At 68.2% G+C, this 25,904-nt stretch carries 22 protein-coding genes and 2 riboswitches; of the genes, 4 read left to right on the plus strand and 18 right to left on the minus strand.

Annotated elements, in window-relative coordinates; translation table 11 throughout:
* Positions 1-118: 118 nt before the first annotated feature.
* From QFZ65_RS14895 to QFZ65_RS14905, 3 genes are all read right to left on the minus strand, one after another.
* Positions 119-1,501 carry an MFS transporter gene (locus tag QFZ65_RS14895; protein ID WP_306911479.1) on the minus strand — a complete coding sequence of 461 codons (1,383 nt, stop codon included), beginning with the start codon at positions 1,499-1,501 and terminating at the stop codon, positions 119-121.
* Positions 1,502-1,702: 201 nt separating this feature from the next.
* Entirely contained in the window at positions 1,703-2,839 is a 1,137-nt protein-coding gene (locus tag QFZ65_RS14900; RefSeq protein ID WP_306911480.1) for a homoserine O-acetyltransferase, read from the minus strand.
* Between the two features lie 10 nt (positions 2,840-2,849).
* Positions 2,850-2,965: riboswitch (SAM riboswitch) on the minus strand.
* A 125-nt stretch (positions 2,966-3,090) separates the two neighbouring features.
* Complete coding sequence (locus tag QFZ65_RS14905) at positions 3,091-4,407, minus strand: bifunctional o-acetylhomoserine/o-acetylserine sulfhydrylase (RefSeq protein WP_306911481.1); 1,317 nt, start codon at positions 4,405-4,407, stop codon at positions 3,091-3,093.
* Positions 4,408-4,472: 65 nt separating this feature from the next.
* Positions 4,473-4,588: riboswitch (SAM riboswitch) on the minus strand.
* Positions 4,589-4,790: 202 nt separating this feature from the next.
* Here QFZ65_RS14905 and QFZ65_RS14910 point away from each other — a divergent pair.
* Entirely contained in the window at positions 4,791-5,429 is a 639-nt protein-coding gene (locus QFZ65_RS14910; RefSeq protein ID WP_306911482.1) for a VOC family protein, read from the plus strand.
* A gap of 99 nt (positions 5,430-5,528) precedes the next feature.
* Here the strand turns inward: QFZ65_RS14910 and QFZ65_RS14915 are convergent, their stop codons facing one another.
* The 6 genes from QFZ65_RS14915 to tdh form a co-directional block, all read right to left on the minus strand.
* Complete coding sequence (locus QFZ65_RS14915; protein ID WP_306911483.1) at positions 5,529-6,278, minus strand: CPBP family intramembrane glutamic endopeptidase; 750 nt, start codon at positions 6,276-6,278, stop codon at positions 5,529-5,531.
* A gap of 101 nt (positions 6,279-6,379) precedes the next feature.
* A complete protein-coding gene (locus tag QFZ65_RS14920; protein ID WP_306911484.1) occupies positions 6,380-6,985 on the minus strand; it encodes a Rho termination factor N-terminal domain-containing protein in 606 nt (201 codons plus the stop codon).
* A gap of 124 nt (positions 6,986-7,109) precedes the next feature.
* Entirely contained in the window at positions 7,110-8,318 is a 1,209-nt protein-coding gene (gene hutI, locus QFZ65_RS14925; RefSeq protein ID WP_306911485.1) for an imidazolonepropionase, read from the minus strand.
* A gap of 11 nt (positions 8,319-8,329) precedes the next feature.
* Entirely contained in the window at positions 8,330-9,463 is a 1,134-nt protein-coding gene (locus tag QFZ65_RS14930; protein WP_306911486.1) for an FAD-binding oxidoreductase, read from the minus strand.
* 106 nt (positions 9,464-9,569) lie between these two features.
* Positions 9,570-10,790, minus strand: coding sequence for a glycine C-acetyltransferase (locus QFZ65_RS14935; RefSeq protein WP_306911487.1), 1,221 nt, complete (start codon positions 10,788-10,790; stop codon positions 9,570-9,572).
* Positions 10,791-10,842: 52 nt separating this feature from the next.
* The gene (gene tdh / locus QFZ65_RS14940) at positions 10,843-11,889 is read right to left on the minus strand and encodes an L-threonine 3-dehydrogenase (protein ID WP_306911488.1); all 1,047 of its coding nucleotides are present in this window, start codon (positions 11,887-11,889) and stop codon (positions 10,843-10,845) included.
* Between the two features lie 160 nt (positions 11,890-12,049).
* Here tdh and QFZ65_RS14945 point away from each other — a divergent pair, with 160 nt between their 5' ends.
* Positions 12,050-12,955 carry a LysR family transcriptional regulator gene (locus tag QFZ65_RS14945; RefSeq protein ID WP_306911489.1) on the plus strand — a complete coding sequence of 302 codons (906 nt, stop codon included), beginning with the start codon at positions 12,050-12,052 and terminating at the stop codon, positions 12,953-12,955.
* A 9-nt stretch (positions 12,956-12,964) separates the two neighbouring features.
* On the opposite strand, the gene gatB is transcribed toward QFZ65_RS14945, so the two are convergent.
* The 4 genes from gatB to QFZ65_RS14965 form a co-directional block, all read right to left on the minus strand.
* Positions 12,965-14,470: an Asp-tRNA(Asn)/Glu-tRNA(Gln) amidotransferase subunit GatB gene (gene gatB / locus QFZ65_RS14950; protein WP_306911490.1), complete on the minus strand. Its 1,506-nt coding sequence runs from the start codon at positions 14,468-14,470 to the stop codon at positions 12,965-12,967.
* Entirely contained in the window at positions 14,470-16,041 is a 1,572-nt protein-coding gene (gene gatA / locus QFZ65_RS14955; protein WP_306911491.1) for an Asp-tRNA(Asn)/Glu-tRNA(Gln) amidotransferase subunit GatA, read from the minus strand. The genes gatB and gatA overlap by 1 nt, the downstream gene beginning before the upstream one ends.
* Positions 16,042-16,045: 4 nt before the next feature.
* Positions 16,046-16,342 (minus strand): Asp-tRNA(Asn)/Glu-tRNA(Gln) amidotransferase subunit GatC, encoded by a 297-nt coding sequence (gene gatC / locus QFZ65_RS14960; protein WP_306911492.1) that lies wholly within the window; start codon positions 16,340-16,342, stop codon positions 16,046-16,048.
* A gap of 231 nt (positions 16,343-16,573) precedes the next feature.
* Positions 16,574-18,043 (minus strand): CitMHS family transporter, encoded by a 1,470-nt coding sequence (locus QFZ65_RS14965; protein ID WP_306911493.1) that lies wholly within the window; start codon positions 18,041-18,043, stop codon positions 16,574-16,576.
* 156 nt (positions 18,044-18,199) lie between these two features.
* Here QFZ65_RS14965 and QFZ65_RS14970 point away from each other — a divergent pair, with 156 nt between their 5' ends.
* On the plus strand, positions 18,200-19,915 hold the full coding sequence (locus QFZ65_RS14970) for a sensor histidine kinase (protein WP_306911494.1): 1,716 nt from the start codon (positions 18,200-18,202) through the stop codon (positions 19,913-19,915).
* Positions 19,908-20,579 (plus strand): response regulator, encoded by a 672-nt coding sequence (locus QFZ65_RS14975; RefSeq protein WP_306911495.1) that lies wholly within the window; start codon positions 19,908-19,910, stop codon positions 20,577-20,579. Before QFZ65_RS14970 ends, QFZ65_RS14975 begins: the two co-directional genes overlap by 8 nt.
* A gap of 19 nt (positions 20,580-20,598) precedes the next feature.
* On the opposite strand, the gene QFZ65_RS14980 is transcribed toward QFZ65_RS14975, so the two are convergent.
* The 5 genes from QFZ65_RS14980 to QFZ65_RS15000 all read right to left on the minus strand — a co-directional run bounded on the left by QFZ65_RS14980 (position 20,599) and on the right by QFZ65_RS15000 (position 25,826).
* Positions 20,599-21,120: a hypothetical protein gene (locus tag QFZ65_RS14980; protein WP_306911496.1), complete on the minus strand. Its 522-nt coding sequence runs from the start codon at positions 21,118-21,120 to the stop codon at positions 20,599-20,601.
* Between the two features lie 65 nt (positions 21,121-21,185).
* Entirely contained in the window at positions 21,186-21,689 is a 504-nt protein-coding gene (locus QFZ65_RS14985) for a GNAT family N-acetyltransferase (protein WP_306911497.1), read from the minus strand.
* Positions 21,690-21,708: 19 nt separating this feature from the next.
* Entirely contained in the window at positions 21,709-22,560 is an 852-nt protein-coding gene (locus tag QFZ65_RS14990; RefSeq protein WP_306911498.1) for an inositol monophosphatase family protein, read from the minus strand.
* A complete protein-coding gene (gene ligA / locus QFZ65_RS14995) occupies positions 22,557-24,857 on the minus strand; it encodes an NAD-dependent DNA ligase LigA (protein ID WP_306911499.1) in 2,301 nt (766 codons plus the stop codon). Before ligA ends, QFZ65_RS14990 begins: the two co-directional genes overlap by 4 nt.
* A gap of 78 nt (positions 24,858-24,935) precedes the next feature.
* Entirely contained in the window at positions 24,936-25,826 is an 891-nt protein-coding gene (locus tag QFZ65_RS15000) for a PP2C family serine/threonine-protein phosphatase (protein WP_306911500.1), read from the minus strand.
* Between the last annotated feature and the right edge of the window lie 78 nt (positions 25,827-25,904).

The raw sequence follows: 25,904 nt of genomic DNA on the forward strand, positions 1-25,904 counted from the left end.
CAACGCCGGCACACAACGCCAGCAGCCCTTGTCCCGCGGAACGGGACAAGGGCTGCTGGTTGTTTTGCCGCTGTTACTTCGTGCCGTTACTTTTTGACGGTGTTACTTCTTGACGCGGTTACTTCTTGCCTGAGGCGAGGAGGTCGGCAGTCCCCTTGGCGTCGGCAGCGTCGACGTCGTGGAGCGAGATCCCCCGGGTTTCCTTGAGGAAGAACACGGCCACTGCCGTGATGGCGCAGGCGATGAGCAGGTAGACGGCCACCGGAGTGGACGACTTGTACTGGTTCAGCAGGGCGGTGGCGATGATCGGAGCCAGCGAGCCGGCCACGATCGACGTCACCTGGTAGCCGAGCGAGACACCTGAGTAGCGCATCCGGGTGGGGAACATTTCCGCCATGATGGCCGGCTGGCCGGCGTACATGAGGGCGTGGAAGAGCAGGCCGATGGTGATGGCCGCGAGGATGGTGAGGTCGTTCTTGGTGTCCATCATCGGGAAGGCGAAGAAGCCCCAGGTGGCTCCGAGGAGCGCACCGGCCATGTAGACCGGCTTGCGTCCGAAGTTGTCCGAAAGCTTGCCGACGATGGGAACGGCGCAGAAGTGGATGGCGTGCGCGACCAGCAGGAGCAGCAGGATCCGGGACGTGTCCGTCTGGACGACGACCTTCAGGTAGGTGATGGAGAACGTGACCACCAGGTAGTAGAGGATGTTCTCGGCGAAGCGCAGGCCCATCGCGGTGAAGACGCCGCGGGGGTAGCGGCGGAATACTTCGGCAACGCCGTAGCCCTTGTTCTCGACGACAACTTCCTTGCGTGCCTCGATGAAGATCGGGGCGTCCTGGACCTTGGTGCGGATGTAGTAACCGACGATCACGATCACGGCGGAGAGCCAGAAGGCAACCCGCCAGCCCCAGCCGAGGAATTCCGCGGAGGACAGCGTGGAGGACAGGACGAACAGCACGGCGGTGGCGAGCAGGTTCCCCATGGGAACGGCGGACTGCGGCCACGAGGCCCAGAAACCGCGGGACTTGTTCGGGCTGTGCTCGGCTACGAGAAGGACGGCGCCGCCCCATTCACCACCGACAGCGAAGCCCTGGACGAAGCGCAGGAAGACAAGCAGGGCCGGTGCCCAGTAGCCGATCTGCTGGAACGTCGGGAGGCAGCCCATCGCGAAGGTGGAGACGCCCACCAGGATGATGCTGAGCTGGAGGAGCTGTTTGCGGCCGAACTTGTCTCCGAAGTGGCCGAACACGATGCCGCCGATCGGGCGGGCGACGAAGCCGACAGCGTAGGTCACGAAGGCGGCGATGATGCCGTCGAGTTCCGTGCCGGAGTTCGGGAAGAACATCTTGCCGAAGACGAGGGTGGCGGCGGATGCGTAGAGGAAGAACTCATACCATTCGACGACGGTGCCCGCCATGGAGGCGGTGACCACCTTCTTCAGGCCGGAGGACTTGACGTTAGCCTCTTCCGTGCCTCTGGCGGCTGCTTTGTGCGTACTCATTTCGACTCCTTTGGTGTCGTCGTCGACACCCTATGGACCAATGGGAGGAGGACGCCTGTGATTTGTAACACGCGGCATCATTCTCAATGAGTATGGGGGCTCAGCGTCATCGCCTCAACGGCCATTAGTGCAGAGCGCATCTGCAAAAACGCACAGAGGGCCCGGGGAACATGCTCGCGCAGGAACGTTTCCGGCCGGCAATCAGCCGAAAAAGATGTCCCGCAGGTGCCCGCCCAGCTGGCCGATCTCGGTGAGGAATCCGTCGTGGCCGATCGGTGCCTCGATCATGCGCACCGGAACGGTTCCCGGCAGTGCCGCTGCGAGGGCAAAGGACTGGGCCGGGAAGTACAACCGGTCCGAGTCCACCGCGGCCACCAGGAACTCGGCCGTGGCCGAGGCCAGGGCCTCCTCGAGGGTGGCACCCCTGCCCCGGCTGACGTCGTGGCTCATGAGCGCCTCGGTGATGGCGATATAGCTGTTCGCATCAAAGCGCCGGACCAGCTTGTTCCCCTGGTAGTCCAGGTAGCTTTCCACCTGGTAGCGGCCCCGGCCGGCCAGCGACCCGGCAATCAGCGGGGTCTCGGACGCCTGCGGAGTCCGGCCGAAGCGTCCGTCCAGCTCCGCGGCGGACCGGTAGGTGATGTGCGCGATGCGCCGCGCCAGGGCAAGGCCTGCCTCGGGTCCGGGGCCGCCGTAGTAATCCCCGCCGTTGAAGCCGGGATCCTGGCGGATGGCGAGCGTCTGGGCCTGGGCAAAAGCAATCTGCTCGGCCGTGCTGCTGGCGCCGATGGAAATAACGGCGCAGCGCCGTACGCGCTCCGGATAGGTCACGGCCCACTCCAGCGCGCGCGCCCCGCCCAGGGATCCGCCCACGACGGCGTACCAGCTGCTGATGCCGAGGGCGTCCGCCAGCCGGGCCTCGGCCGCCGTCGTGTCCCGCAGGGTCACGAGCGGGAAGCGGGAGCCCCAGGGCTTTCCGTCCGGAGCGGGCGTGGAGGGTCCGGTGGAACCGTAGCAGCCGCCGAGGATATTGATGGAGACCACAAAGTACCGCTCGGTGTCCACGGGCGCGCCGGGGCCCGCAAGCTGTTCCCACCAGCCCGGCTCCCCGCTGGCGCCGCGGGTGACGTGCGTGTCGCCGGTCAGCGCATGCTCGATCAGGACCGCGTTGGAGCGGTCCGCGTTGAGGGTTCCCCACGTCTCGTAGGCGAGGGTGACGTCGGGCAGCCGGGAGCCGGATTCAAGCTCCAGGTCACTGATGCGGATGTACTGGACCGTCCCGTCGGGAACGGTGGTGGTGCTAACGGGTGCACCCGTACGGGCGGCGGCAATTGTCATTGGGGACCTCACTTCGCGCTTGCCCGCCGTCGGCAGACCGGCAGGCCAGGTCTTCACCCGGGGCACCCCGCCGCAAAAGGAGGGTTGCCGGCCAGCAAGCCGGGGCTGGCGCTGGCACTCATGACCTGTGTCGAGTTTACGAAAGGTGGCGCGCCTGTGGCCAAGAATGTGACGGTTATGTGACTACCCGCCGTTCCGGTGCCCGGTATTGGACCCGGGCACCGGAACGGCCCCGGGCACCGGAATACGGGTCAGTCGGCCTTGGCCGCGCGGAAGCCGGCATCAAGGTCCGCGAGGATGTCGTCGATGTGCTCCAGTCCGACCGAAAGCCGCACAAGGCCCGGATGGACGCCGGCGACCGTCTGCTGTTCCGGCGACAGCTGGCTGTGCGTGGTCGACGCCGGGTGGATGACCAGCGAGCGCACGTCCCCGATGTTCGCCACGTGGGAGTGCAGCTCCAGGGCATCGACGAAGCGCTTGCCGGCCTCCGCTCCCCCGGCGACCACGAACGACACCACGGCGCCGGTGCCCTTGGGTCCGTACTGGCGGCCGCGCTCATACCAGGGGCTGGACGGCAGCCCCGCGTAGGCGACCGATTCGACGTCGGCCCGGGCCTCAAGCCATTCGGCGACCTTGGTGGCATTGGCGACGTGGCGCTCCATCCGCAGGCTCAAGGTCTCGATGCCCTGGGCGATCAGGAAGGCGTTGAACGGGGAGACGGCCGAGCCCAGGTCGCGCAGCAGCTGGACGCGCGCCTTGAGGATGTAGGACAGGTTCGCGCCGAGGGCACCGTCCTTGCCGAGGTCCCGCGCGTAGACGATGCCGTTGTAGGTGGGGTCCGGGATGTTGAAGCCGGGAAAGCGCTCAGGCTCTGCTCCGAAGTCGAAGTTGCCGGAGTCGACGATCACGCCCGCGATGGCGGCGCCGTGGCCGCCAAGGTACTTGGTGGCCGAGTGCACCACGATGTCCGCCCCCCACTCGATCGGCCGGATCAGGTAGGGGGTGGCAAGGGTGTTGTCCACGATCAGCGGGACGCCGGCCGCGTGCGCCACCGCGGATATGCCCCCGATGTCCAGGACGTCCTGGCGCGGGTTGGACACCACCTCGCCGAAGAAGAGCTTGGTGTTGGGCCGGACGGCGCCGCGCCACTGCTCCAGATCGTCGGGGTCCTGCACGAACGTCACCGAGATCCCGAACTTCTTCAGGGTATGGGCCAGCAGGTTGTAGGTGCCGCCGTACAGGCTGGGGCTGGCGACGATATGGTCGCCGGCCTCCGCGATGTTGAGGATGGCGAACGTCTCCGCGGCCTGGCCGGAGCTGAGCAACAGCGCCGCGAGTCCGCCTTCCAGGCTCGCCACGCGCTGCTCCACCGCGTCCTGCGTGGGATTGCCGATCCGGGTGTAGATCGGCGCTATCTCCGCCAGCGCGAAGCGGTTGGCTGCGCTTTCGGCGCTGGGGAACACGAAGGACGTCGTCTGGTAGATAGGGAGGGAACGGGCGCCGGTGGCGCCGTCCGGCTGCTGGCCGGCGTGGATCTGGCGGGTTTCAAAGGACCAGGCGTTGGACATCGGGATGCTCCTAGGGGACCGGGGCACGCACCGCCCCTGCAGCCGTCGGCCCGGGGTCGGCGCAGGCGCCGCGCTTGCCGGCCGGCGGACGCCGGACGGCCAGGTCTTCACCCGGGGCACCCCACCGCGAAACGAGGGTTGCCGGCCAGCAAGCCGGGGCTGTGCGCTGGCACTCATGACCTGGCTTCAGTGTAGGAACGGTTAGCGGGCCCTGGATAGGTTTATGACGAAGATGAAGTCCGCACTCCGGCCCTGGCCCGGGGGGTACCGCAACGCGCCCCGCCGGGGCTCCGCGGAGCTTCCCGTCGCCCGTAAAACGGCGCCCCGCGGCGGTAAGGGTTACCTAAGCTGAGAGCACCATCACAAAGTGCCAAGATGAGGGCATGCGCATGGATCACGTCTCTTACGCCTGTGAACAGGATGGCCTCGCTGCCACCACCGAACGTATCGCGTCCGCCCTCGGCGTTGAAGCCGTGAAGGGCGGAGTACACCCCCGTTTCGGAACCCGGAACATGATTATCCCGCTCGCTGGACACAAGTACCTGGAGGTCGTGGAGGTCCTGGACCACCCCGCCTCGGACAAGGCGCCCTTCGGCCAAGCCGTCCGGGCCCGGTCCGCGGCCGGCGGCGGCTGGATGGGCTGGTGCGTCGAGGTTGACGACCTGGCACCCTTCGAGGAACGCCTGGGCCGCTCTGCCGTCAACGGGAACCGGAAGTTCCCGGACGGCCGCGAGCTTGTCTGGAAGCAGATCGGCATCCTGGGCCTCATCGCCGATCCGCAGGTGCCGTACATGCTCAAGTGGGAGGGCGATCCGGAACTTCACCCCTCCAACGCCTACCCCAGCGAGGTCAAGATGACGGCACTGACCATTGCCGGTTCCGCAGACCGCGTGACCGAGTGGCTGGGTGAACCGGTGGAGGAACCGCTGGAGGATGTCGCCGTCAATTGGATGGCTCCGCACGGCACGCCGGGCATCCTTTCCGTTACGTTCGAGACTGCCTCCGGGGCCGTCACCATCTAGGCCTCGCCGCCCACCGCACTTCGGCCGCCAGCAAGGGGCGCCAACGATGTCGCCCCTTGCTGGCGGCCGAGATCCTTTAACCCGCCGGAGTCTGACGGCTCAGCCCAGGCCGATGGACTTGCCGAACAGGCTGAAGCCGACGAACGCCACCGTGTCCAGCAGGGCGTGGGCTATGACGAGCGGCATCACGCGGCGGGTGCGGGTATAGACGAGGGCGAACACCACGCCCATCAGCGCATTGCCGATGAACGGGCCAAAGCCCTGGTAGAGGTGGTAGCTGCCGCGGAGCATTGAGCTCGCGAAGATCGCCAGCGGCATGCTCCAGCCGAGCTTGCCGAGCCGGTCCAGCAGGTAGCCCACCACAATGACCTCCTCGACGATGCCGTGCCGGACCGCGGAGAGGATCAGCACCGGCACCGTCCACCAGTAGGAGTCCAACGCGCTCGGAATGATCGCCGTCGTGATGCCCAGCGCCCGGCCCGCGGCGTAGAGGCCCAGCGAGGGGATTCCGATCAGCGCCGCCAGGCCCAGTCCCTGCAGCAGGTCGTTCCCCGGCCGGGCGAAGTTGAAGCCCAGCTTGCCGAACGCCGTGGCGCGGTGCTCGGCGAGGAAGTAGATCACCAGGACCACCGGCACCAGCGCGAAGATGATGTCCAGCAGCTGGTAGGTCAGATCGAAGTACTCGCGTGTGCTTTGCGAGCGGTTCAGCGTGGAGGTCCCCTGCGCGAGCGGCGCTTTGGTCATCTTGACCAGCAGCTGGACCACCGAGTAGACGGCCGACTGCCCCAGTGACAGACCCAGGACAATCCAGACTTCGAGCCGCAGGCGGCGGCGGGAGGGAACCAACATGCTTCTATCTTGCCTGCCGATGCCGGGACTTCACTGCACGTGCCTGTGCACGCGCCTGTGCCCGGGCAGCATCCCTGGCGCGCAGGGGCGGCCCGATGATGTCAGCCGTCCTCCCGCTCAGGGTTCTCGAGGCGGAAGAAGTTGGACTGCTGCCCGTCGCTTCGCTGTTCCTGGTAAATAAAGTTCAGCCCGCGGTCGTCAAACGTCTTGAACCATTCCTCCCAGCTCACCTGCCGGAGGTTGGCGTCGTTGCCGCCAAAGTCGATCCTGAGAACGCCTAGGTGGTCACCGTGTTCGGTGCCCTCCACGGTGGCCGGAACGCCGTCCCGGTCCTCTGCCCACCGCCGGATGACTTCGTGGTGGGTCGTGGCCAGGCTCCGGCCTTCCCGTTCGGGTTCATCCTCCGTGGACGTGACTTCCTGGGAATACTTCAGGGACTTCGAGGAATCCGAGCCGCCACGGATCCGCCCGCCTTCCGGGCCGGGCCCCAGATCGTCCGAGCCCTCGTCAGTCCCACGGCCGGCTTCAGCGTCACCGCCCGAACGGGCCTTGGCCACTTCCTGGACGAGTTCTTCCTTGCGCAGGTTCGAGGCGCCGCTCACCTCTTCAGCCCGGGCCTCCTTCCGGAGCTCATCGACCTTCATCTCGCGCAGTTTGGACTCGTCAGCTGCGCGGGCTTTCTGGTTCCCCGAATCCTTGTCCGCCATGGTTGCCACTCCTCACATCAGTCTGTCGCCGGCTTCATAAGCGTACTTACTATCTAGCTTCGGGTGCGCCGGTCTTGTCAAGACCAGCACCCCCGCCTTGTCAGTATTTCGCTCAGCCTTTCCCTCAGCGGACCCGTGTGCCCGCGCGCCAGACCGCATGGGTCAGCGGGATGCCGGGCCGGTAGGCCAGATGCGTGGCGGAAGGAGCGTTGAGCACGTGCAGGTCCGCGCGGTGCCCGACGGCGATCGACCCGACGGCGCGTTCGCCGTCGACGTCGTTACCGGCGTCCCGCCCAAGCGCCAGCGCACCGCCGTAGGTAGCGGCCCGCACGGCCTCATGCACGCTGAGGCGCATCTGCAGCACGGCGGTGGTGACGCAGAACGCCATGGAACTCGTGTAGGACGTGCCCGGATTGCAATTGGTGGCCAGCGCCAGCTGCACCCCGGCGTCCAGCAACTCCCTGCCCGGAGCCAGCGGCTGCCGGGTGGAGAGGTCGCAGGCCGGCAGGCACGTGGCCACCGTGCCGCGACGGCCGCCGGTACCGGCCTCCCAGCCTTCCCAGCTCGCGGCGAGAGACTCGACGTCGGCACCGGAAAGGTAATTCACATGGTCCACGCTGGCGGCACCGAATTCCACGGCGAGCCGCACCCCTGCGCCCACGCCGAGCTGGTTGCCGTGGACGCGGAGCCCCAGCCCGGCTTCACGGCACGCCTGCAGCACCCGGCGGGACTGCTCCTCAGTGAAGGCTCCCCGCTCGCAGAACACATCGGCCCAGCGGACGTAGGGGCGGACCGCGGCGAGCATGGGCCCGCAGACAAGGTCCGTGTACTCCTCGGCATCCATTCCGGCGGGCACCAGATGCGCACCCAGGTAGGTCACCTCGTCCACTACCGAGGATGCAATCCGCGCGCTGCGGGCCTCGTTCTCCACGTCCAGGCCGTAGCCGGTCTTGGTTTCCAGGTAGGTGGTGCCCTGCGCCACGGCTTCGGCCACCCGTCCCATCGCCAGCCGGGTGAGGTCGAAGTCGCTCGTGCTTCGGGTGGCGCCGGTGGTCACGGCAATACCGCCTGCGCTGTAATTCTCCCCCGCCATTCGGGCCTCGAACTCGGCCGTGCGGTCCCCGGCGAAGACCAGGTGCGTGTGGGAATCCACCCAGCCGGGCAAGACCGCGCGCCCGCCCGCATCAACAACGTCATCGGCGGCCGGGGCGCCGGCGGCCGGGCCGAGCCAGGCGATCCGTTCCCCGTCGACCACCACGGCCGCGTTCTGCAGGACGCGGTGCTCGAGGTCCTGGGTCATCAGTTCGGCGATGTTGGTGATGAGGGTGCTCATGGGTCCATTCTTCAGCGGCGGATGGACCAGCGCGTGGCGGACAGGGCCTCTGTTGTCCGGGATGCCGGACCCGTTCCGGTGGCGTTTCCGGTACCGCCGGCGGCACCGCCGGTGCCCTGGCCGGCCAGGATCAGCCCGGCAGCCAGCTCTGCGATCCCCGATGAGGTCTGGAACCCGTACCCGCCCTGGCCGGCGAGCCAGAAGAATCCGGGGGCTTCGGCGTCGAACCCCACGACGGGAACGCCGTCGGCCGCTGCCGTCCGCAATCCCGTCCAGGCCTTGCGGACCCCACGGATGCCCAGCGCGGTGATCCCGTTGAGCCGGGCGACCAGGGCCTCCACATCGCCCGGGTGCGGCTGCGCGTCCTCGGGTCCGCTCGGCACCGACTCGGACGGCGAGATGAGCACCTGGTCGCCCTCGCGCCGGAAGTAGAAGCTCTCATCGGCGGCCGCGACCATCGGGCAGGTCTCCGGAAGGGGGCGCTCGACGTCGACGATCGCCGCCGTGCGCCGGTAGGGCTGGAGTCCGAGCTTCTCCACACCGCTCAGGACCGCGAATTCGTCCGCCCAGGCGCCCGCGGCGTTCACCACGACGGCGGCCTGGAAGCCCTCCTGCCCGGCTCCGAGTTCCCAGCCGGAGCCGAGGCGCTGGGCGGAGTGGACCCGGGCACCGGTGATGATGTCCACGCCGCCGGCCTCGGCGCGCCGGCGATGGTCCTCGAGCAGCAGGGGGGCATCGCAGGCGAAGGAACCCGTGTCCAGGCCCGCGGCGGTGAAGGATTCGGGCACCAGGACCGGACAAAGCTCCAGGGCCTCCGCATGGCTGATCATGCGCATATGCCCGCTGGCTTCCGCCCGTACGGTGGCGTCGTCCCCGATCAGCAGGAAGCTGCGCGGGCTGAGCACCGGTTCGGCCCTGGCGGCGTCGTCCGCGGCGATGAGTTCGAGGGTACGGACGGTCAGCTCCTGGACCACGGCGGGGCCGTAGCTGGGGATCAGCTGCCGCGCCGAGCGTGCCGACGTGTGGTACGCCAGGGTCTGCTCCGCTTCGACAAGAGCCACGGTGCACTTGCCCGCGAGGGTGGACGCAAGGGACAGGCCGGCGATCCCGCCGCCGACGATCACGACATCGTAATGGGCTGACATGGTTACATCCTTGCAGATCGCCCGGCACGTCCGTGCCGCGCCTGCCCCGGCCCTGCCCGCCGGCTAAGCCCGCCGGGCTAAAGCCCACCGGGCTAAGCCCGCCGGATCAGGCCGCGCCGGCCGCGGCGACGGCGGCCCGGCTCCGGACAAACGCCTGCACGCAGGCCTCGATGTCTTCAGCGCTGTGTGCGGCGGAGAGCTGCACCCGGATGCGGGCAGCACCCTTGGGCACGACGGGGTAGCTGAAGGCGGTTACGAAGACTCCGTTGTGCAGCATCTCGTCCGCCACCTTGGCCGCCATCACGGCGTCACCGAACATGACCGGGACAATAGCGTGCTCCCCCGGGAGCAGCTCGAAGCCTTCCTCCGCCATCCGGTTCCGGAACAGCCCGGCGTTGGCGAAGAGCTTGCTGCGCAGTTCGCCGGAGTTCTCCACGAGGTCCAGGGCCTGCAAGGTGGCGGCGACAATGGCCGGCGCAAGCGAGTTGGAGAAGAGGTACGGGCGGGCCTTCTGCCGAAGCATCGCGACGATTTCACCGCGGCCCGAGACGTAGCCGCCCGATGCTCCGCCGAGGGCCTTGCCGAAGGTCCCGGTATAGATGTCCACCCGGTCCGAGACGCCGGCATGTTCAGGCGTTCCGGCGCCTGTGGCGCCCATGAAGCCCACCGCGTGGGAGTCATCCACCATGACCAGGGCGTCGTACTTTTCGGCGAGGTCGCAGATCGCTTCGAGCGGAGCGAGGAAGCCGTCCATGGAGAAGACACCGTCCGTGACGATGACCACGCGGCGGGCGGGGTTTTCCTGCGTCGTGGCCTGGACCAGCTTCGCTTCCAGGTCCGCCATGTCCTGGTTGGCGTAGCGGAAGCGCTGGGCCTTGCAGAGGCGGATGCCGTCGATGATCGAGGCGTGGTTCAGCGCGTCCGAGATCACGGCGTCTTCCGGGCCGAAGAGCGATTCGAACACGCCGCCGTTGGCATCGAAGCAGCTGGAGAACAGGATGGTGTCCTCGGTGCCGAGGAACCTTGAGACCCGCTCCTCCAATGCCAGGTGCAGGTCCTGGGTGCCGCAGATGAAGCGCACGCTGGCCATGCCGAAGCCGCGCTCGTCCATCGCGGCTTTGGCGGCGGCGATGATCTCCGGGTGGTCCGCGAGGCCCAGGTAATTGTTGGCGCAGAAGTTCAGTACCTCGGCGCTGTTGCCGCCGATCTGTCCGGCCTTGATGCGGTTGGCCTGCGGGGAATCAATGTGCCGCTCGGTCTTGAACAGGCCGGCGCCGCGGATCTCGTCCAGTTCGTGCTGCAACTGGTCCTTGATGGCTGAATACATGGGTTGTGCTCCTCAGCTGGGTGTGGTCGGTATGCCGGATAGCGGAACGGGCCTAGAAACCGGTCCAGTCCAGGACGACTTTGCCGCCCACGCCGGCGCGGGCGATCTCGAAGCCTTTTTCCCAGTCCGACGCAGGAAGGGTGTCCGTGACGACGGCGGAAATGTTGGCGTGCAGCACGGGGTTGGACGACAGCATGGCGCTCATGGCGTACCAGGTCTCGAACATCTCACGGCCGTAGATGCCCTTCAGCGTCAGCATATGCGTCACAACCTTGCCCCAGTCGATGTCGATCGACTGGCTGGGCAGTCCCAGCATCGCGATCCGGCCGCCGTGGTTCATGTTGTCGATCATCTCAGGCAGCGCCGTGGGGTGCCCGGACATTTCCATGCCGATGTCGAACCCCTCGCGCATGCCGAGTTCACGCTGGGCGTCCTTGACGCGCGTGGTGGACACGTCGATGGCGAGGTCGACGCCGAGGGTGCGGGCCAGTTCCAGCCGCGGGGCGGAGACGTCGGTGATGGCGATCTTGCGCGCGCCGGCGTGCCGGGCAACGGCGATGGCCATCAGCCCGATGGGCCCGGCGCCGGTGATCAGCACGTCCTCGCCGACCAGCGGGAAACTGAGGGCGGTGTGGACGGCGTTGCCGAAGGGATCGAAGATGGCACCGAGTTCCGGGGTCACCGAGGGATCGTGGTGGACCCAGACGTTGGTCTCGGGGATCACGACGTACTCCGCGAAGGCGCCGTCGCGCTGGACGCCGACGCTGACGGTGTGGATGCACATCTGCTTGCGGCCCGCACGGCAGTTGCGGCAGATGCCGCAGACGATGTGGCCTTCACCGGAAACCCGGTCCCCCACCTTGACGTCCAGCACGTCCTCGCCGACCTCCACCACCTCGCCGTAGAACTCGTGGCCGGCGATCAGCGGCGCGTTGATGATGCCCTGCGCCCAGGCGTCCCAGGACTGGATATGCAGGTCCGTGCCGCAGATGCCCGTGGTGATCACACGGATCTTGACCTCGTCCGGGCCGGCTTCAGGCTCCGGCCGGTCCGTCAGCTCGAATCCTGCGTGGGCGCCGGCCTTGTAGAGAGCCTTCATTGCGTTCCTAACTGTGCTTGGTTACACCGTCCGCGCCAGGGGCTCAAGGACAGCCCGGTGTGGGACAACTCACCCCCATTAGAGCCGGAATAAAGCGTTAGCACAACCGGATTTCTCTCAATCCACGATTTAGCATTTGCTTGTGAATACAATGGGCGGCATGGAAATCCACCAGCTTGAAATGCTCCGCGAACTGGGGGCTCTGGGCAGTGTCAAGGCCGTGGCCGAGACGCTGCTCGTGACGCCCTCTGCGGTGTCCCAGCAGCTCGCGGCCCTGCAGAAAACGGTGGACGTTCCGCTGACCCGGAAGGAGGGCCGCAACCTGGTCCTCACCGAGGCCGGGCAGGTGCTCGCCGACGCCGGGGCCGCCGTCGTCAGCGCGATGGCTGACGCCCGGACGGCGATCGGCGCCTACCACGGCTCCCCCGATGCGCCGGTGACCCTCAGCGGTTTCCACAGTGCCGGGCAGGCGCTGTTCGCCCCGCTCGCCCGGCTGCTGGCAGCCCCCGGGCAGCCGAGGATCCTGCTCTCCGACGAGGACGTGGCCCAGCAGGACTTCCCCGCGCTGACGGCCCGCTACGACCTTGTCCTCGCGCACCGGATGGACCACAGCCCGCGCTGGCCCGCGGAGCGCGTCGCGGTGATCCCGCTGGCGCATGAACCGCTGGATGTGGCGCTGCCTGCCGGCCACCCGCTGGCCGGGCAGCGGGCGCTGACGGCAGACGACGTCGTCGGCGAACCCTGGGTGACCAGCCACGCCGGCTACTCCCCCGCGGACGTGCTGTCCGCGGTCGCAGCCGTCTCCAGCCGCGAACTGAACATTGTCCACCGGATCAACGACTACTCCACGGTGGCCCGGCTGGTGGCGACGGGCAACGTGATCGGCCTCCTGCCGCGGCATACGGCGCGGCCCGTGCTGGGCCCGGAGATCGTGCTGCGCCCGCTCAAGGGCATCAGCACCCGGCGCCGGATCGACATCCTGGCCCGCCCGGAGAACCTTAAACGCAGATCGGTCATGATGGTCTGCGAAGCACTGCAGAGCATCATGACCGATCTGGTCACCTGAGGGGCGGAGTCAGCCTTCGACGCCGAGCCGCTCCAGGATCAGCTCGCGCACGCGGGCGGCGTCCGCCTGCCCGCGGGTGGCCTTCATGACGCCGCCGACAATGGCACCGATCGCCTGGATCTTGCCGCCGCGGATCTTGTCCGCGACGCCGGGCTGCGCGGCGAGGGCAGCATCGATGGCTTCCAGCAGGGGTCCGTCGTCGGAGACCACGGCCAGGCCGCGCTTTTCGACGATTTCCGCCGGGGTGCCCTCGCCGGCGAGCACGCCGTCGAGCACCTCGGTGGCCATCTTGTTGTTGATCTTGCCGTCCTCGACCATCTTGTTCAGCTCCACGATGGTGGCCGGTGCGACGCCCAGCTGGCCGGGATCGACGTCCGCGTTCTTGGCGCGTCCGACAATCTCGCCCATCCACCATTTGCGGGCCACCGTGGGGGTGGCACCGGCGGCGATGGTTTCCTCGATCTCATCCATCACGCCGGCGTTGACGACGTCGCGGAATTCGAGCTCGGAGTAGCCCCAGGCGGCCTGCAGGCGCTTGCGGCGCGCGGCCGGCGGTTCGGGCAGGGTGGCCCGGAGTTCCTCGACCCACTCACGGGACGCGACGATCGGGACCAGGTCCGGTTCCGGGAAGTAGCGGTAGTCGTCCGCGTCGGACTTGGCCCGGCCCGACGTCGTGGTCCGCGTGTCCTCGTGCCAGTGGCGGGTTTCCTGGGTGACCGGCTCGCCGGAGTCCAGCACGGCGGCGTGCCGCTGGATCTCGTAGCGGACAGCGTGTTCGACGGCGCGCAAGGAGTTGACGTTCTTCGTCTCAGAGCGGATGCCGAAGCGTTCGCGGCCGTGCGGGCGGAGCGAGACGTTCGCGTCGCAGCGGACGTTACCGCGTTCCATCCGGGCGTCCGAGACGCCAAGGTTCTTGACGATTTCGCGCACCGCGGCGACGTACGCCTTGGCCAGTTCCGGGGCACGGCTGCCGGCGCCCTCGATCGGCTTGGTGACGATTTCGACCAGGGGCACGCCGGAGCGGTTGTAGTCCACGAGCGAGTAGTCCGCGCCTTGGATGCGGCCGGTGGCGCCGCCCATGTGGGTCAGCTTGCCGGCATCCTCCTCCATGTGGGCGCGTTCGATCTCGACGCGGAAGACGGTGCCGTCGGAGAGCTCGATGTCCAGGTAACCGTCGTACGCGATCGGTTCGTCATATTGGGAGGTCTGGAAGTTCTTCGGGGTGTCCGGGTAGAAATAGTTCTTCCGGGCGAAGCGGCAGTTCTCGGCGATCTTGCAGTTGAGCGCCAGGCCGATCTTGATGGAGGACTCGATCGCGGTCCGGTTGACCACGGGCAGCACGCCGGGCATGCCGAGGTCCACCTCGTTGACGTTGGTGTTGGGCTCGTCGCCGAAGACGTTGGGCGCGGAGGAGAACATCTTGGTCTTGGTGTTGAGCTCCACGTGGACCTCGAAGCCAAGAACGGGATCGTACTTCTCCATGGCCTCTTCGAAGCTCAGGGTTGCGTCAGTCATTAGTGGGAACCTCCGTGGCTTGCAACGGCGTCATCGGTCAGGGAAGGGGCCGTCAGTGAGGGAGCACGATCCAGGAGCGGACCGCCCCACTGCGCCTCGAGCAGGGACTCGAGCACAGCACCGACGCGGTACAGCCGGGCATCCTGGCGGGCCGGAGCCAGCAGCTGGATGCCGACGGGCAGGCCGTCCTCGTCGGCGAGGCCGCCGGGCAGGGACAGCCCGGGCACGCCTGCCATGTTGGCGGGGATGGTGGCGACGTCGTTGAGGTACATGGCCAGCGGGTCGTCGAGCTTCTCGCCGAGCTTGAAGGCCGTGGTGGGGGCAGTCGGGGAGATCAGGACGTCCGCTTTCGCGAACGCGGCGTCGAAGTCGCGCTGGATCAGCGTGCGCACCTTCTGGGCCGAGCCGTAGTAGGCGTCGTAGTAGCCGGCGCTCAGGGCGTAGGTGCCCAGGATGATGCGGCGCTTGACCTCGTCGCCGAAGCCGGCGGCCCGGGTGGCACCCATGACGCGTTCGATCGTCATCGGACCCTCTTCGGGCAGGACCCGCAGGCCGTACCGGACGCCGTCGAACTTGGCGAGGTTGGAGGACGCCTCGGAGGGCATGACCAGGTAGTAGGCACCCAGCGCGTACTTGAAGTTGGGGCAGGAAACCTCGACGATCTCGGCGCCCGCGGCCTTGAGCAGCTCAAGGGATTCGTTGAAGCGGTTCTCGACGCCGGCCTGGTAGCCCTCGCCGTGGAGCTCCTTGATGATGCCGATCTTCATGCCGTCCACGTTGCCGGTCCGGGCGGCGGCCACAAGGTCGTCCAGCGGGTCCGGCAGCGAGGTTGAATCGTGCGGGTCGTGGCCGCCGATGACCTGGTGCAGCAGGGCCGAGTCAAGCACCGTGCGGGAGACCGGGCCGATCTGGTCGAGCGAGGAGGCCATCGCAATCGCGCCGTAGCGGGAGACGCCGCCGTAGGTGGGCTTGACGCCGACGGTGCCGGTGACGGCGCCGGGCTGGCGGATGGAACCGCCGGTGTCGGTGCCGAGGGCCAGCGGCGCCTCGAAGGCGGCGACGGCGGCTGCGGAGCCGCCGCCGGAGCCGCCGGGGATGCGGTCCAGGTCCCAGGGGTTGTGGGTGGGGCCGAAGGCGGAGTGCTCGGTGGAGGAGCCCATCGCGAATTCGTCCAGGTTGGTCTTGCCCAGGATCGGCATCCGTGCGGCGCGCAGGCGCTTAACCACCGTGGCGTCGTAGGGGCTGTGCCAGCCCTCGAGGATCTTCGAACCGGCCGTGGTGGGCTGGCCGACGGTCACGATCAGGTCCTTGACGGCAATCGGCACCCCGGCGAGGGCGTGCAGTTCCTCGGCGGCAGCACCGCCGGCGGCGCGGATGGCGTCAACCTCGGCGGCGACGGCCAGCGCCTCGTCGGTGTTGACGTGCAGGAAGGCATGGACCTGGCCGTCGACGGCGGCAATGCGGTCCAGGTGGGCCTGGGTGACCTCGACGGCGGACACTTCGCGGGCAGCGAGCTTGTCTGCGAGCGCGGCGGCGGAGGAGCGGATCAGTTCGGAGTTCGTTTCAGTCATGTTCTTAGTCCTCGTCCAGGATTGCCGGGACCTTGAAGCGGCCTTCGTGTGCATCGGGAGCGCCGGAGAGCGCCTGTTCGGCCGTGAAGGTGTGGCCCACGACGTCGTCGCGGAACACATTGGTCAGCGGAATCGGGTGGGACGTGGCCGGGACGTCAACACCGGCGGCCTCACTGACGGACTTCACCGAATCGACGATGACGGCGAGTTCGCCGGCCATCCTGTCCAGCTCTTCGGCACTCATCTCGATGTGCGCGAGTTGCGCGAGATGCGCGACGTCGTCGCGGTTGATCGCAGCCATGGATCTCCCCTGCAAGGTTCGGATTATTTTCCGTCCCAGTCTACGTGGGTTGAACTGTTGTTACTGTCCGGCGCCGGGCCGGACGATCCTCCGCGTGCTCGCTCGTTCCTCGCTTAGACGCACGCTTCCGGATGTCCGTCCCGTCACCGTCGCGCCTCCCTCACGCAAACGAGACTGCAGGGTGCGGAAAATCTTCCGCACCCTGCAGTCTCGTAGTTATTCGCGGGGTGGTTAGCCGATGCCGATGGCTCCGGTCAGGACTCCTACGGCCAGCATGACCAGGGAGATGACGCCGGTGCGCCAGAGGACCTTCTTGTGGTGGTCGCCGAGGTCCACGTTGGCGAGGGAGACCAGGAGCAGGATGGCCGGAACCAGCGGGCTCTGCAGGTGGAATGGCTGTCCGGTGATGGAAGCCCGGGCCATGTCGGCGGCGCTGACGCCGTAGTGGGCAGCCGTTTCGCTGAGGACCGGCAGGACGCCGAAGTAGAAGGCGTCGTTGCTCATGAAGAACGTCATCGGGATGCTCAGGACGCCGGTGATGATGGCCATGAACGGGCCCATGTCAGCGGGGATGATCTGGACGAGCCATTCCGACATTGCCTTGACCATGCCCGTGCCGTTGAGGACACCGGTGAGGACGGCGGCGGCCATCACCATGCTGACGACGGCGACGATGGACGGTGCGTGGGCGATCAGCTGGGCACCCTGCTCCTTGACCTTGGGGAAGTTGACCAGCAGGGCGATGGCGGAACCGACCATGAAGACGAACGGGAGCGGAATGATGTTGGCAACGAGCGTTCCCATGACGGCAACCGTCAGGCCGAGGTTGAACCAGAACAGCTTGGGACGAAGGGTCTTGCGGTTGGGGTCCAGCGCAGTGTCCGCCATGGCCGTGTCGTGGTCATCGACGAGGACTTCAGTGCGTTCCAGGACTGCAACGGAGCCGCCGCCCGTGGGGAGTCCGGCCGGAGGAGTGGAACCCTTGCCTCCGGAAGCGCGGCGGCCGGTGCCGCCGGTGGGCGCTGATCCGCCGTCGAACGTGCCGCCCTCGAAGGTGCCGCCGTCGCCCCAGATTTCCGGTGCGACGGTGCGGAGGCGGTTGCGTTCCTGCAGGCCGAGCAGCCAGGAGAAGACCAGCACGACGACGAGCCCTGCGATGAGGGACGGGACCATCGGAACGAAGACATCGTTGACGTCGAGCTTCAGCGCGGTTGCCGCACGTGCTGTGGGGCCGCCCCACGGGAGAATGTTCATGGTGCCGTTGGCGAGGCCCGCCACGCAGGTCAGGACTACGGGGCTCATCTTGAGGCGCAGGTATACCGGCAGCATGGCCGCGGTGGTGAGGATGAAGGTGGTGGAGCCGTCGCCGTCCAGGGAGACCGCCGCTGCGAGGATCGCCGTGCCGACGACTACCTTGGCGGGGTCATTGCCGAGCTTGCGCAGGATGAAACGGACCAGGGGGTCGAAGAGCCCGACGTCGATCATCAGGCCGAAGTAGATGATGGCGAACATCAGCAGGGCTGCCGTGGACGTCATCGACTTCATGGAGTCCATGACCATGGGTCCGATGCCGAGACCAGCACCGGCGAAAAGCCCGAAAATTGTGGGGACGATGATCAGCGCCAGCACTGGCGTCAACTTCTTCGTCATGATCAGCACCATGAATACCGCGATCATGGCGAATCCTAGTAATACCAGCACGGCCGGCTCCTTATTGTGTTTGGCACCACCCCGGTGTGATGCGTACTACAGACGTTAGAGTGGCCCCGGTCACGGCAGTGCCTTTGGCTCAATTGATTGGCATACTGCTTATTGGGAGCATTCTGCTCATTTAGCTCACACCCAAGGAGGACCGCCGTGCAGCGCTTAGCCCGCCGGCGTTCAACCGGCCGGACTCCCCTGCGTTTTTCCACCCAGACCCTCCTGCTGCAGCTGGGTGTCGTGGCCCTCGCCGTCCTCCTCAGCGCGGCCGTCCATGCCTGGCTAACCTACGACAGGCTGGGCCGCGAGGCCGAGAGCCAGGCGCTGACGCTGGCACGGACCGTAGCCTCCGATCCCGCGGTGCGGGCGGACGTGCAGCAAATCAGCGCACAGCCCGGCACCCCGCCGGCCGCCGAACTCCTCACCGGCCCCCTGATGGCCGCGGCCGAGGGTGCCCGCACCCGGACCGGAGCGCTGTTCGTTGTCATCACGGACGAGACCGGCCTGCGCCTGGCCCACCCCGACGCCGACCGCCTGGGCGAACGCGTCAGCACCGACCCCTCGGAGGCCCTTGCGGGCAAGGAGGTCACCACCCGGAACACCGGCACGCTGGGACCGTCGGCCGGCGCCAAGGTCCCCGTGTTCGCGCCGGGCTCGCAGGCGGTGATCGGTGAAGTCAGCGTGGGCTACTCCACGGAAACCATCGGCCAGAGCCTGGCCCGGGACATCATCCCGATCGCCCTTACCGCCGCCGGAGCCCTGCTCGCCGGAGTGCTTGGCTCCTTCCTGCTGCGGCGCCGCCTGCAACGGCTCACGCTGGGCCTCGAGCCGGAGGAGATCAGCACCCTGGTGCATGACCAGGTAGCCGTGCTGCAAGGCGTGGACGACGGCGTCATCGGGATCGCCGCCGACGGCCGGATCAGCGTCTTCAACGCCGCGGCCCAGCGGCTCCTGGACCTGCCTGACTTGGCCGGCGCACCATGGGACGCGGCCCAGGTCCCGGCCCAGCTGCGGGCCCTCACCAGCGCCGACGCCGCCGAGGGGGACGCGGTGGAATTCGTGGCCGGCGGCCGGGTCCTGGTGGCGAGCGCGCGCAAGGCGCTGCACGGCCGGGAGGACCTCGGCTGGGTGGTCATGCTCCGGGACCGCACCGAGCTCCAGCAGCTCACCCAGCAGCTCGACGCCGTCGGCACCATGTCCACCGCACTGCGGGCCCAGCGCCACGAGTTCGCCAACCAGCTGCACACGATCGCCGGGTTCATGAGCATCGGCCAGCACCAGCAGGCCCGCGAGTACGTGGCCCGGCTGGCGGCGACCGGGCCGCTGAAGTTCCCGGTGGACCAGGCCGAGCTGCTCCAGGATCCCTACCTCCAGGCCTTCCTCGGCGCCAAGGGCGTCGAGGCCGACGAGCGCGGCGTGAGCCTGCGTCTGGGCCCGGAAACCCTGGTCCGCGGCCAGGTCATCGAGCCGCAGGAAGTTACCACCGTCCTTGGAAACCTCATCGACAATGCGGTGAACGCCGCCGTCGCCGGCTCCGCCGCCGAGCGGTGGGTGGAGGTGGAGGTCCTCGACGAACCCGGTACGGGCGCCGGACCCGGAACCCTGCACATCGTCGTCGGAGACTCAGGTGACGGCCTGCCGGCCGGAGCGGTGGACGGGGATGAGGTGTTCACGGAGGGCTTCACGACGTCGGACCGCCCTGTCCGCGCCGGCGCCGGGCAGGGCCTGGGGCTGGCTCTGGCGCGGCAGCTAGCGCGCCGCCGCGGCGGCGACGTGCGGGTGCTGGACCGGGGCTCCCCCGGCGGGCCGGGCGCCGTTTTCATGGCGACCCTGCCGGGAACGACATTGAACGGGAAGGATAGCGATGCCTGAGGATTTCCGGGTGCTGATTGTGGACGATGATTTCCACGTCGCCAAGCTGCACGCAGCCTACGTGGATTCGGTGGCCGGCTTCCTGGCGCTGCCGCCGGCCGGATCGGCCTCCCTGGCGCTGCAGGCCATCCACAGCCTGCGGCCGGACCTGATCCTGCTGGACGTGTACCTGCCGGACGCGTCGGGACTGGACCTGCTGCACCAGCTGGATGTGGACACCATGATCCTCAGCGCCGCCTCGGACACGGCGTCCCTCCGGCTCGCGTTCCGGCGCGGCGCGCTCGGCTACCTGCTCAAGCCGTTCACGGCCGAGTCCCTCTCGCAGCAGCTCCGGTCCTATGCCCGCTACCGGCGGATCCTGGCCCAGCCCGGGTCCGTCACCCAGGACACGGTGGAGCGGGCCAAGCGCGCGCTGATCCCGGGGGACGTCATCGCCTCGGCCAAGCCACGGTCCGCTACCGAGGCGGCCGTGCTCGAATCACTGGAACCAGGGGAACAGTATTCGGCGGCCGAGGTCGCCACGCGGGTGGGCGTGTCCCGGGCGACCGCGCAACGGTACCTGTCGTCATTGGCGGACGACGGCGCCGTCGATATCCAGCTGCGCTACGGCGCCACCGGACGGCCCGAGCACCGGTACGGGCTGCCGGCCGGCGCGGGCGGCTAGGGCGCGTGCCCGGCTGCGGCTAGGCGGTGATGTCCCCGCGGTGGCGGAAGGCATTGCGGCGAGCATGTTCGTGGACGCGGCTCAGCGCCTCAATCTGGCTCCGGGCGTCCTCGCCGAGTTTCTGGAAGACGGCCGGATCCAGCCCGAGCTCGGGAGCCAGCTCCTCGAGGGTCTGCCAGCCACCCAGCTTTCCCAGGATCGCGCCCCGCATCAGCTCCGTCTCCAGCACCAAGGTCATCGGGGAACGCCGGAGGATCCGGCCGTTGAGCTTCAGGCGCCCGGCGCGTTCCGCCACCCATGCCGCAGCCTGCCGGTAGGGCCGCTGCCGCAGGCCCAGGTCCTTTATCAGGCCCTGGAGCTGGTCCCGCTCACGCTGGAGTTCCGCGCTGACGCGGGCAATGTCGGCCGAGAAGGGGGTGTCGGCGTGGGCTTCGGCCATCCGCTGGATCCGGGACACTCCGGCGGTCGAGCCGGTCAGATGGTCCGACAGGTAGAGTCCGAGGAGCTTTGCGTCGATCGAACCGGGGACGTGCGGTGCCATGGAACCTCCAGGGTGGGCCTCTTGATCGGGCGGATCAGGTGTTCAAAACACTACCCCACGCTGCCTTACAGCTCCTGGCGGTACACAAGCAGCCTGATGTCCGTATCGGGCACCAGCCAGTCGCGTTCCGGAACCCGGACAAACCCGGTTTTCCGGTACAGGCCGTGCGCACTTTCCCAGGTCATGCCCGTGGTGAGGGCTACGGCGCGGATTCCGGGCAGCGCCCTGGCGTGGTCGAGGATGGCGCGGACCATGGCCATTCCGGCGCCGCTGCGTTGGACGGCGGGATCCACCACGAGCATGCGGAATTCCAGTTCGTCGCTGCGGGCGATGTCCGCGTACGGCTCGCCGGCGACGGCAAGCGTCACGGACCCCACCACCGTGCTGTCCCGCTCCGCCACCCAGATCGTCGCCTTCGCGGCGCGCTTGGCGACGTCTTGGATCTGCCGCATGTACGGGTGCTCGGCGTCCTCGAAGTAGCCCGCGGCCAGATAGGCGTCCCGGGTGATGCGCGCAATCGCGTCGAAGTCAGCGGGAACTGCGGGTCGGATACGGATCTGCGAAGGCACCTGTCAATGGTACGGGCTCTCAGAGCGGGAATTTGCCCGAAAACTCCAGGCCGCCGGCGCAGGTCCAGGCCGCCAGGCGTTCCTCGTCGGACGGGCCGCCGGCCAGCGGGCTGGTGAGGCGGGGGCGGCGCACCCAGCAGCCTGCCTCCTCCGCGATCAGGGCTCCGGCGGCGAAGTCGTGCTCGTTGAGGCCGCGTTCGCCGAAGGCATCAATGGTGCCGTCCGCGACGAGGCAGAGGTCCAGGGCAGCGGAGCCGAGCCGGCGGACGTCGGCGAAGCCATCCATCAGGAGGCCCAGGCCCTCCGCCTGTTCGGCACGGACACCCGGATCGTAGTTGAAACCGGTGGCGAGGATCTGCCCGTGGCGGCCGGGCACCGGCCCGAACAGCTGCGTCTGCCGGCCGTTCTCCTCAAGCCAGGCTCCGCCGCCGCGGGAGGCGTAGTACGTCCGCCCCAGCGCAGGCGCATTAACGACGCCGGCCAGCCAGGCGCCGTCGGGATCCGCCACCGCCACCGAGGTGCCGTAGTAGACAATGTTGCGGATGAAGTTGGTGGTGCCGTCCAGCGGATCAACGGACCAGCGGTAGCCGCTCGCCGAATCCGGCAGCACGGTGCCGCCCTCTTCGCCGGTGATGGTGTCCCGCGGCCGGGCGGAGTTCAGCACGCCGCGGACGGCTTTCTCCGCGGCGAGGTCGAACGCTGTCACCCAGTCCCCCGGGTCGCCCTTGTTGCTGGCGCCGAGTTGGGCCGCGTTCCGGCCGGCAAGGACTGCCGCGCCGGCCGCCGCCGCGGCCCGGGCCAGCTCCAGCAGGGCGCCCGGCTCCGGGCCGGACGCCGCATCGCCACGGGCATCACCCCGGGCAGCACTCATACCGAAAGCACTTCCTGGTGGTCCTCGCCGTCGTCCTCGCCGGCGCCGTCTGCGTCGTCCTCCGGCTCCGCCGCCCCGGACGGCCCGGCAACCGTGCCGGTGCCGCCGGCCGGGCCACTGGCCAGCAGGGCGCGGAAGCCGTCCTCGTCCAGGACCGGCACGCCCAGCTGTTCGGCCTTGTCCATCTTGGTGCCGGCGTTCTCACCGGCCACAAGGTAGTCCGTCTTCTTGGAGACCGAGCCGGCGGCCTTGCCGCCGCGGACCAGGATGGCCTCTTTCGCCTCATCCCGGCTGAAGCCCTCGAGGCTTCCGGTGACCACGATCGTGAGCCCCTCCAGGGTCCGGGGCATGGAGGCGTCGCGTTCGTCCTCCATCCGGACGCCGTCGGCGGCCCAGCTGTCCACGATCTCGCGGTGCCAGTCCTCCGCGAACCACTCGGTGAGTGCCTGGGCGATGACCGGGCCGACGCCGTCGACGTGCGCCAGTTCCTCCTCGGATGCCTGCCGGATGGCGGTCATGGTCCCGAACGCGGTTGCAAGCGCACGGGAGGCCCGCGGGCCGACGTGCCGGATGGACAGCGCCACCAGGACGCGCCACAGCGGCTGGGTCTTCGCCTTTTCCAGTTCCCGGAAAAGTTTTTCGGTGGTCGCCGTCGGCTTGGACGGGGACTTGGCCGTGCCCTTGCTGTAGAAGTACGGCACCAGTTCGAACTCGCCGGTCGGCACGCCCTTGGTGCGCTTTTCGCGCCGGATCTTAACGTCGGCGAGGTCCTCGGGCTTCAACCGGAACAACGTGGCCTCGGTGGTCAGCGGCGGGGTCTCCGGCTCCGTCGGCTGCGTGAGGGCGATGGCGGCTTCCCAGCCCAGGGCCTCGATGTCGAAGGCCCCGCGGCCAGCAAGGTGGAACACGCGTTCGCGCAGCTGCGCCGGGCAGGAACGGGAATTGGGGCAGCGGATGTCCACGTCCCCTTCTTTCGCCGGGGCCAGGGGTGTGCCGCAGAAGGGGCATTCGGTGGGCATCACGAAGTCCCGGACCGGCGGGTCCTGCTGGTCGCGGAGGGCGAGGACCGGGCCCACGATCTCCGGGATGACGTCCCCGGCCTTGCGCAGCACCACGACGTCGCCGATCTTGACGCCTTTGGCCTTGACCACTTCCTGGTTGTGCAGCGTGGCCATTTCCACCGTGGAGCCGGCCACCTTGACCGGCTCCATCACGCCGAAGGGCGTGACGCGGCCGGTGCGGCCCACGTTGACGGCGATGTCCAGCAGCTTGGTCTGGACTTCCTCCGGCGGGTACTTGTAGGCCACCGCCCAGCGCGGGACGCGGGTGGTGTAGCCCAGTGCACGCTGGGTAGCGAAGTCGTCGACCTTAACCACGATGCCGTCGATCTCGTGGGCGAGGCTGTGGCGTTTGTCCCCGTAGCGCCGGATGAACTCCAGCACCTCCTTCAGCCCCGGCAGGACCTCGACATAGGGGCTGGTGGGCAGTCCCCACTCGGCGAGCTGGCGGTAGGTGTCGGACTGGCTGGCGGTGTCGAGGCCTTCGCGGGCGCCGATGCCGTGCACGTACATCCGCAGCGGCCGCTTTGCGGTCTCGGCGGGGTCCTTCTGGCGCAGCGAACCGGCGGCGGCGTTGCGCGGATTGGCCAGCGGAGCCTTGCCGGCCGCGATGAGGGCGTCGTTGAATTCCGCGAAGGCCTTGGAGGGGATGAAGACCTCGCCGCGGACCTCCATCTCGGCCGGGAAGCCCGCGCCGCTGAGCTGCTGCGGGATTTCCTTGATGGTCAGGACGTTGTGCGTGATGTCCTCGCCCGTTGTGCCGTCGCCGCGGGTGGCTGCCCGGACCAGAACGCCGTCGCGGTAGAGCAGGTTGACGGCCAGCCCGTCGATTTTGAGCTCGGTCAGCCAGGCCGGCGCCCCGTTCCCGAGCCGGGCGATGCCGGCCTCGGCCTTGGCGATCCAGGCCTCCAGCTCGTCGAGCGAAAAGACGTCCTCGAGGCTGTACATGCGCTGCAGGTGCTCGACGGCGGCAAAGGCCGCGGACACCTCGCCGCCCACCTCCTGGGTGGGCGAATCGTTGGAGACAAGTTCGGGGTGCAGTGCCTCGAGGGTCTCCAGGCGCCGGAAGAGCGCGTCGAACTCCGCGTCCGAGATTGTCGGGGCGTCCTCCTGGTAGTACGCGAAGCGGTGCCGGCGGACCTGTTCAACGAGGTCCTCGTATTCGGCGCGCACGGCCCCGGAGGGGACCAGCTCGGCGGCGGGGCTTTGGGCGTCGGTTTTAGTGTTCCCTGTGCTCACAGACCTATCCTGCCCTAGATCACCGACATTGTCCGGTCAGCGCGGGGCACGGTCATAGGGCCGACGGCGGTCCCACGCTCAGCTGTTGGAGCGAAGCTCACCGTCCGGGCCGACGTCAAGCACATCGGTCCGTGCGGCAGCGGTTTCGTCCGCGCCTGCGATGTGGTCAGCGGCAACCGTCGAGGTGGCCGTCCGGACAGCACTGCCGTCCGGGACGTTGGTGGCGTCCACCACGATGCACGTGACGTTGTCCCGTCCGCCGCTGCGCAGGGCCGCCTGGATGAGTTCGTCGACGGCCGCCTGCGGGTCGGCCTCGGTGGCAAGGATGTCCGCGATCTGCTCGTCGTCCAGCTCGCCGTTCAGCCCGTCGGAGCAGACCAGGATCCGGTCCCCCTCCTCGACCGGGACCAGCCAGTAGTCGGCCTCGGTCTCATACCCCGTGCCCAGGGCACGCGTGACCACGTGGCGGCGCGGGTGCACCGCGGCCTCGCGCCTGCTGATCTGGCCCGCGTCCACCAGTTCCTGCACTTCGGAATGGTCCACGCTGATCTGGGTCAGGCCGCCGCGGCTGAACCGGTAGGTTCGGGAGTCCCCGATGTTCAGGACCAGCCAGTACGGCATCCCGAGCTGCTCCACCAGCACCACGCCTGAGAGAGTTGTTCCTGCCCGAGACCCGGTGGCCTCCCGGATTGTTTCATCGGCGGCCAGCAGGTACTCCTGCACGGCGCCGGCCGTGGCGTCGCGCGCGCCGCTTGCCAGCTGCGGCATCTCGGCGAGGGTACGCACGCAGATGCCGCTGGCGATCTCTCCGGCCTCGTGCCCTCCCATGCCGTCGGCCACCGCGAAGACCGGATCGGCGGCGATGTAGGAATCCTCGTTCATCTCCCGGCGCAGCCCGCGGTCGGTACCGTGGCCGACGTCGAGCCGCAGGTCAGCGGCGGAGGGAACGGTGGCCGGTTGTGGTTTCATGCCTGTCCTAGGTAGAAGGCTGCGTTACGGGGATACTACCCGGGATCGGGCCGCTGTCCACTGTACTGGGTCGGACAG

Origin of the sequence: Arthrobacter sp. B3I9 (genome assembly GCF_030816935.1) — a bacterium.
Classification (GTDB): Bacteria; Actinomycetota; Actinomycetes; order Actinomycetales; family Micrococcaceae; genus Arthrobacter.

Coding starts and splice junctions, on each gene's coding strand:
- gatB (WP_306911490.1), bottom strand. CDS start 14,470: ATGACTGACGCAACCCTGAGCTTCGAAGAGGCCATGGAGAAGTACGAT.
- QFZ65_RS14915 (WP_306911483.1), bottom strand. CDS start 6,278: ATGTTGGTTCCCTCCCGCCGCCGCCTGCGGCTCGAAGTCTGGATTGTC.
- QFZ65_RS14920 (WP_306911484.1), bottom strand. CDS start 6,985: ATGGCGGACAAGGATTCGGGGAACCAGAAAGCCCGCGCAGCTGACGAG.
- QFZ65_RS14905 (WP_306911481.1), bottom strand. CDS start 4,407: ATGTCCAACGCCTGGTCCTTTGAAACCCGCCAGATCCACGCCGGCCAG.
- gatC (WP_306911492.1), bottom strand. CDS start 16,342: ATGGCTGCGATCAACCGCGACGACGTCGCGCATCTCGCGCAACTCGCG.
- QFZ65_RS14895 (WP_306911479.1), bottom strand. CDS start 1,501: ATGAGTACGCACAAAGCAGCCGCCAGAGGCACGGAAGAGGCTAACGTC.
- QFZ65_RS14935 (WP_306911487.1), bottom strand. CDS start 10,790: ATGTATTCAGCCATCAAGGACCAGTTGCAGCACGAACTGGACGAGATC.
- QFZ65_RS14930 (WP_306911486.1), bottom strand. CDS start 9,463: ATGTCAGCCCATTACGATGTCGTGATCGTCGGCGGCGGGATCGCCGGC.
- tdh (WP_306911488.1), bottom strand. CDS start 11,889: ATGAAGGCTCTCTACAAGGCCGGCGCCCACGCAGGATTCGAGCTGACG.
- QFZ65_RS14990 (WP_306911498.1), bottom strand. CDS start 22,560: ATGAGTGCTGCCCGGGGTGATGCCCGTGGCGATGCGGCGTCCGGCCCG.
- gatA (WP_306911491.1), bottom strand. CDS start 16,041: ATGACTGAAACGAACTCCGAACTGATCCGCTCCTCCGCCGCCGCGCTC.
- QFZ65_RS14980 (WP_306911496.1), bottom strand. CDS start 21,120: ATGGCACCGCACGTCCCCGGTTCGATCGACGCAAAGCTCCTCGGACTC.
- QFZ65_RS14975 (WP_306911495.1), top strand. CDS start 19,908: ATGCCTGAGGATTTCCGGGTGCTGATTGTGGACGATGATTTCCACGTC.
- QFZ65_RS14945 (WP_306911489.1), top strand. CDS start 12,050: ATGGAAATCCACCAGCTTGAAATGCTCCGCGAACTGGGGGCTCTGGGC.
- QFZ65_RS15000 (WP_306911500.1), bottom strand. CDS start 25,826: ATGAAACCACAACCGGCCACCGTTCCCTCCGCCGCTGACCTGCGGCTC.
- QFZ65_RS14900 (WP_306911480.1), bottom strand. CDS start 2,839: ATGACAATTGCCGCCGCCCGTACGGGTGCACCCGTTAGCACCACCACC.
- hutI (WP_306911485.1), bottom strand. CDS start 8,318: ATGAGCACCCTCATCACCAACATCGCCGAACTGATGACCCAGGACCTC.
- QFZ65_RS14910 (WP_306911482.1), top strand. CDS start 4,791: ATGCGCATGGATCACGTCTCTTACGCCTGTGAACAGGATGGCCTCGCT.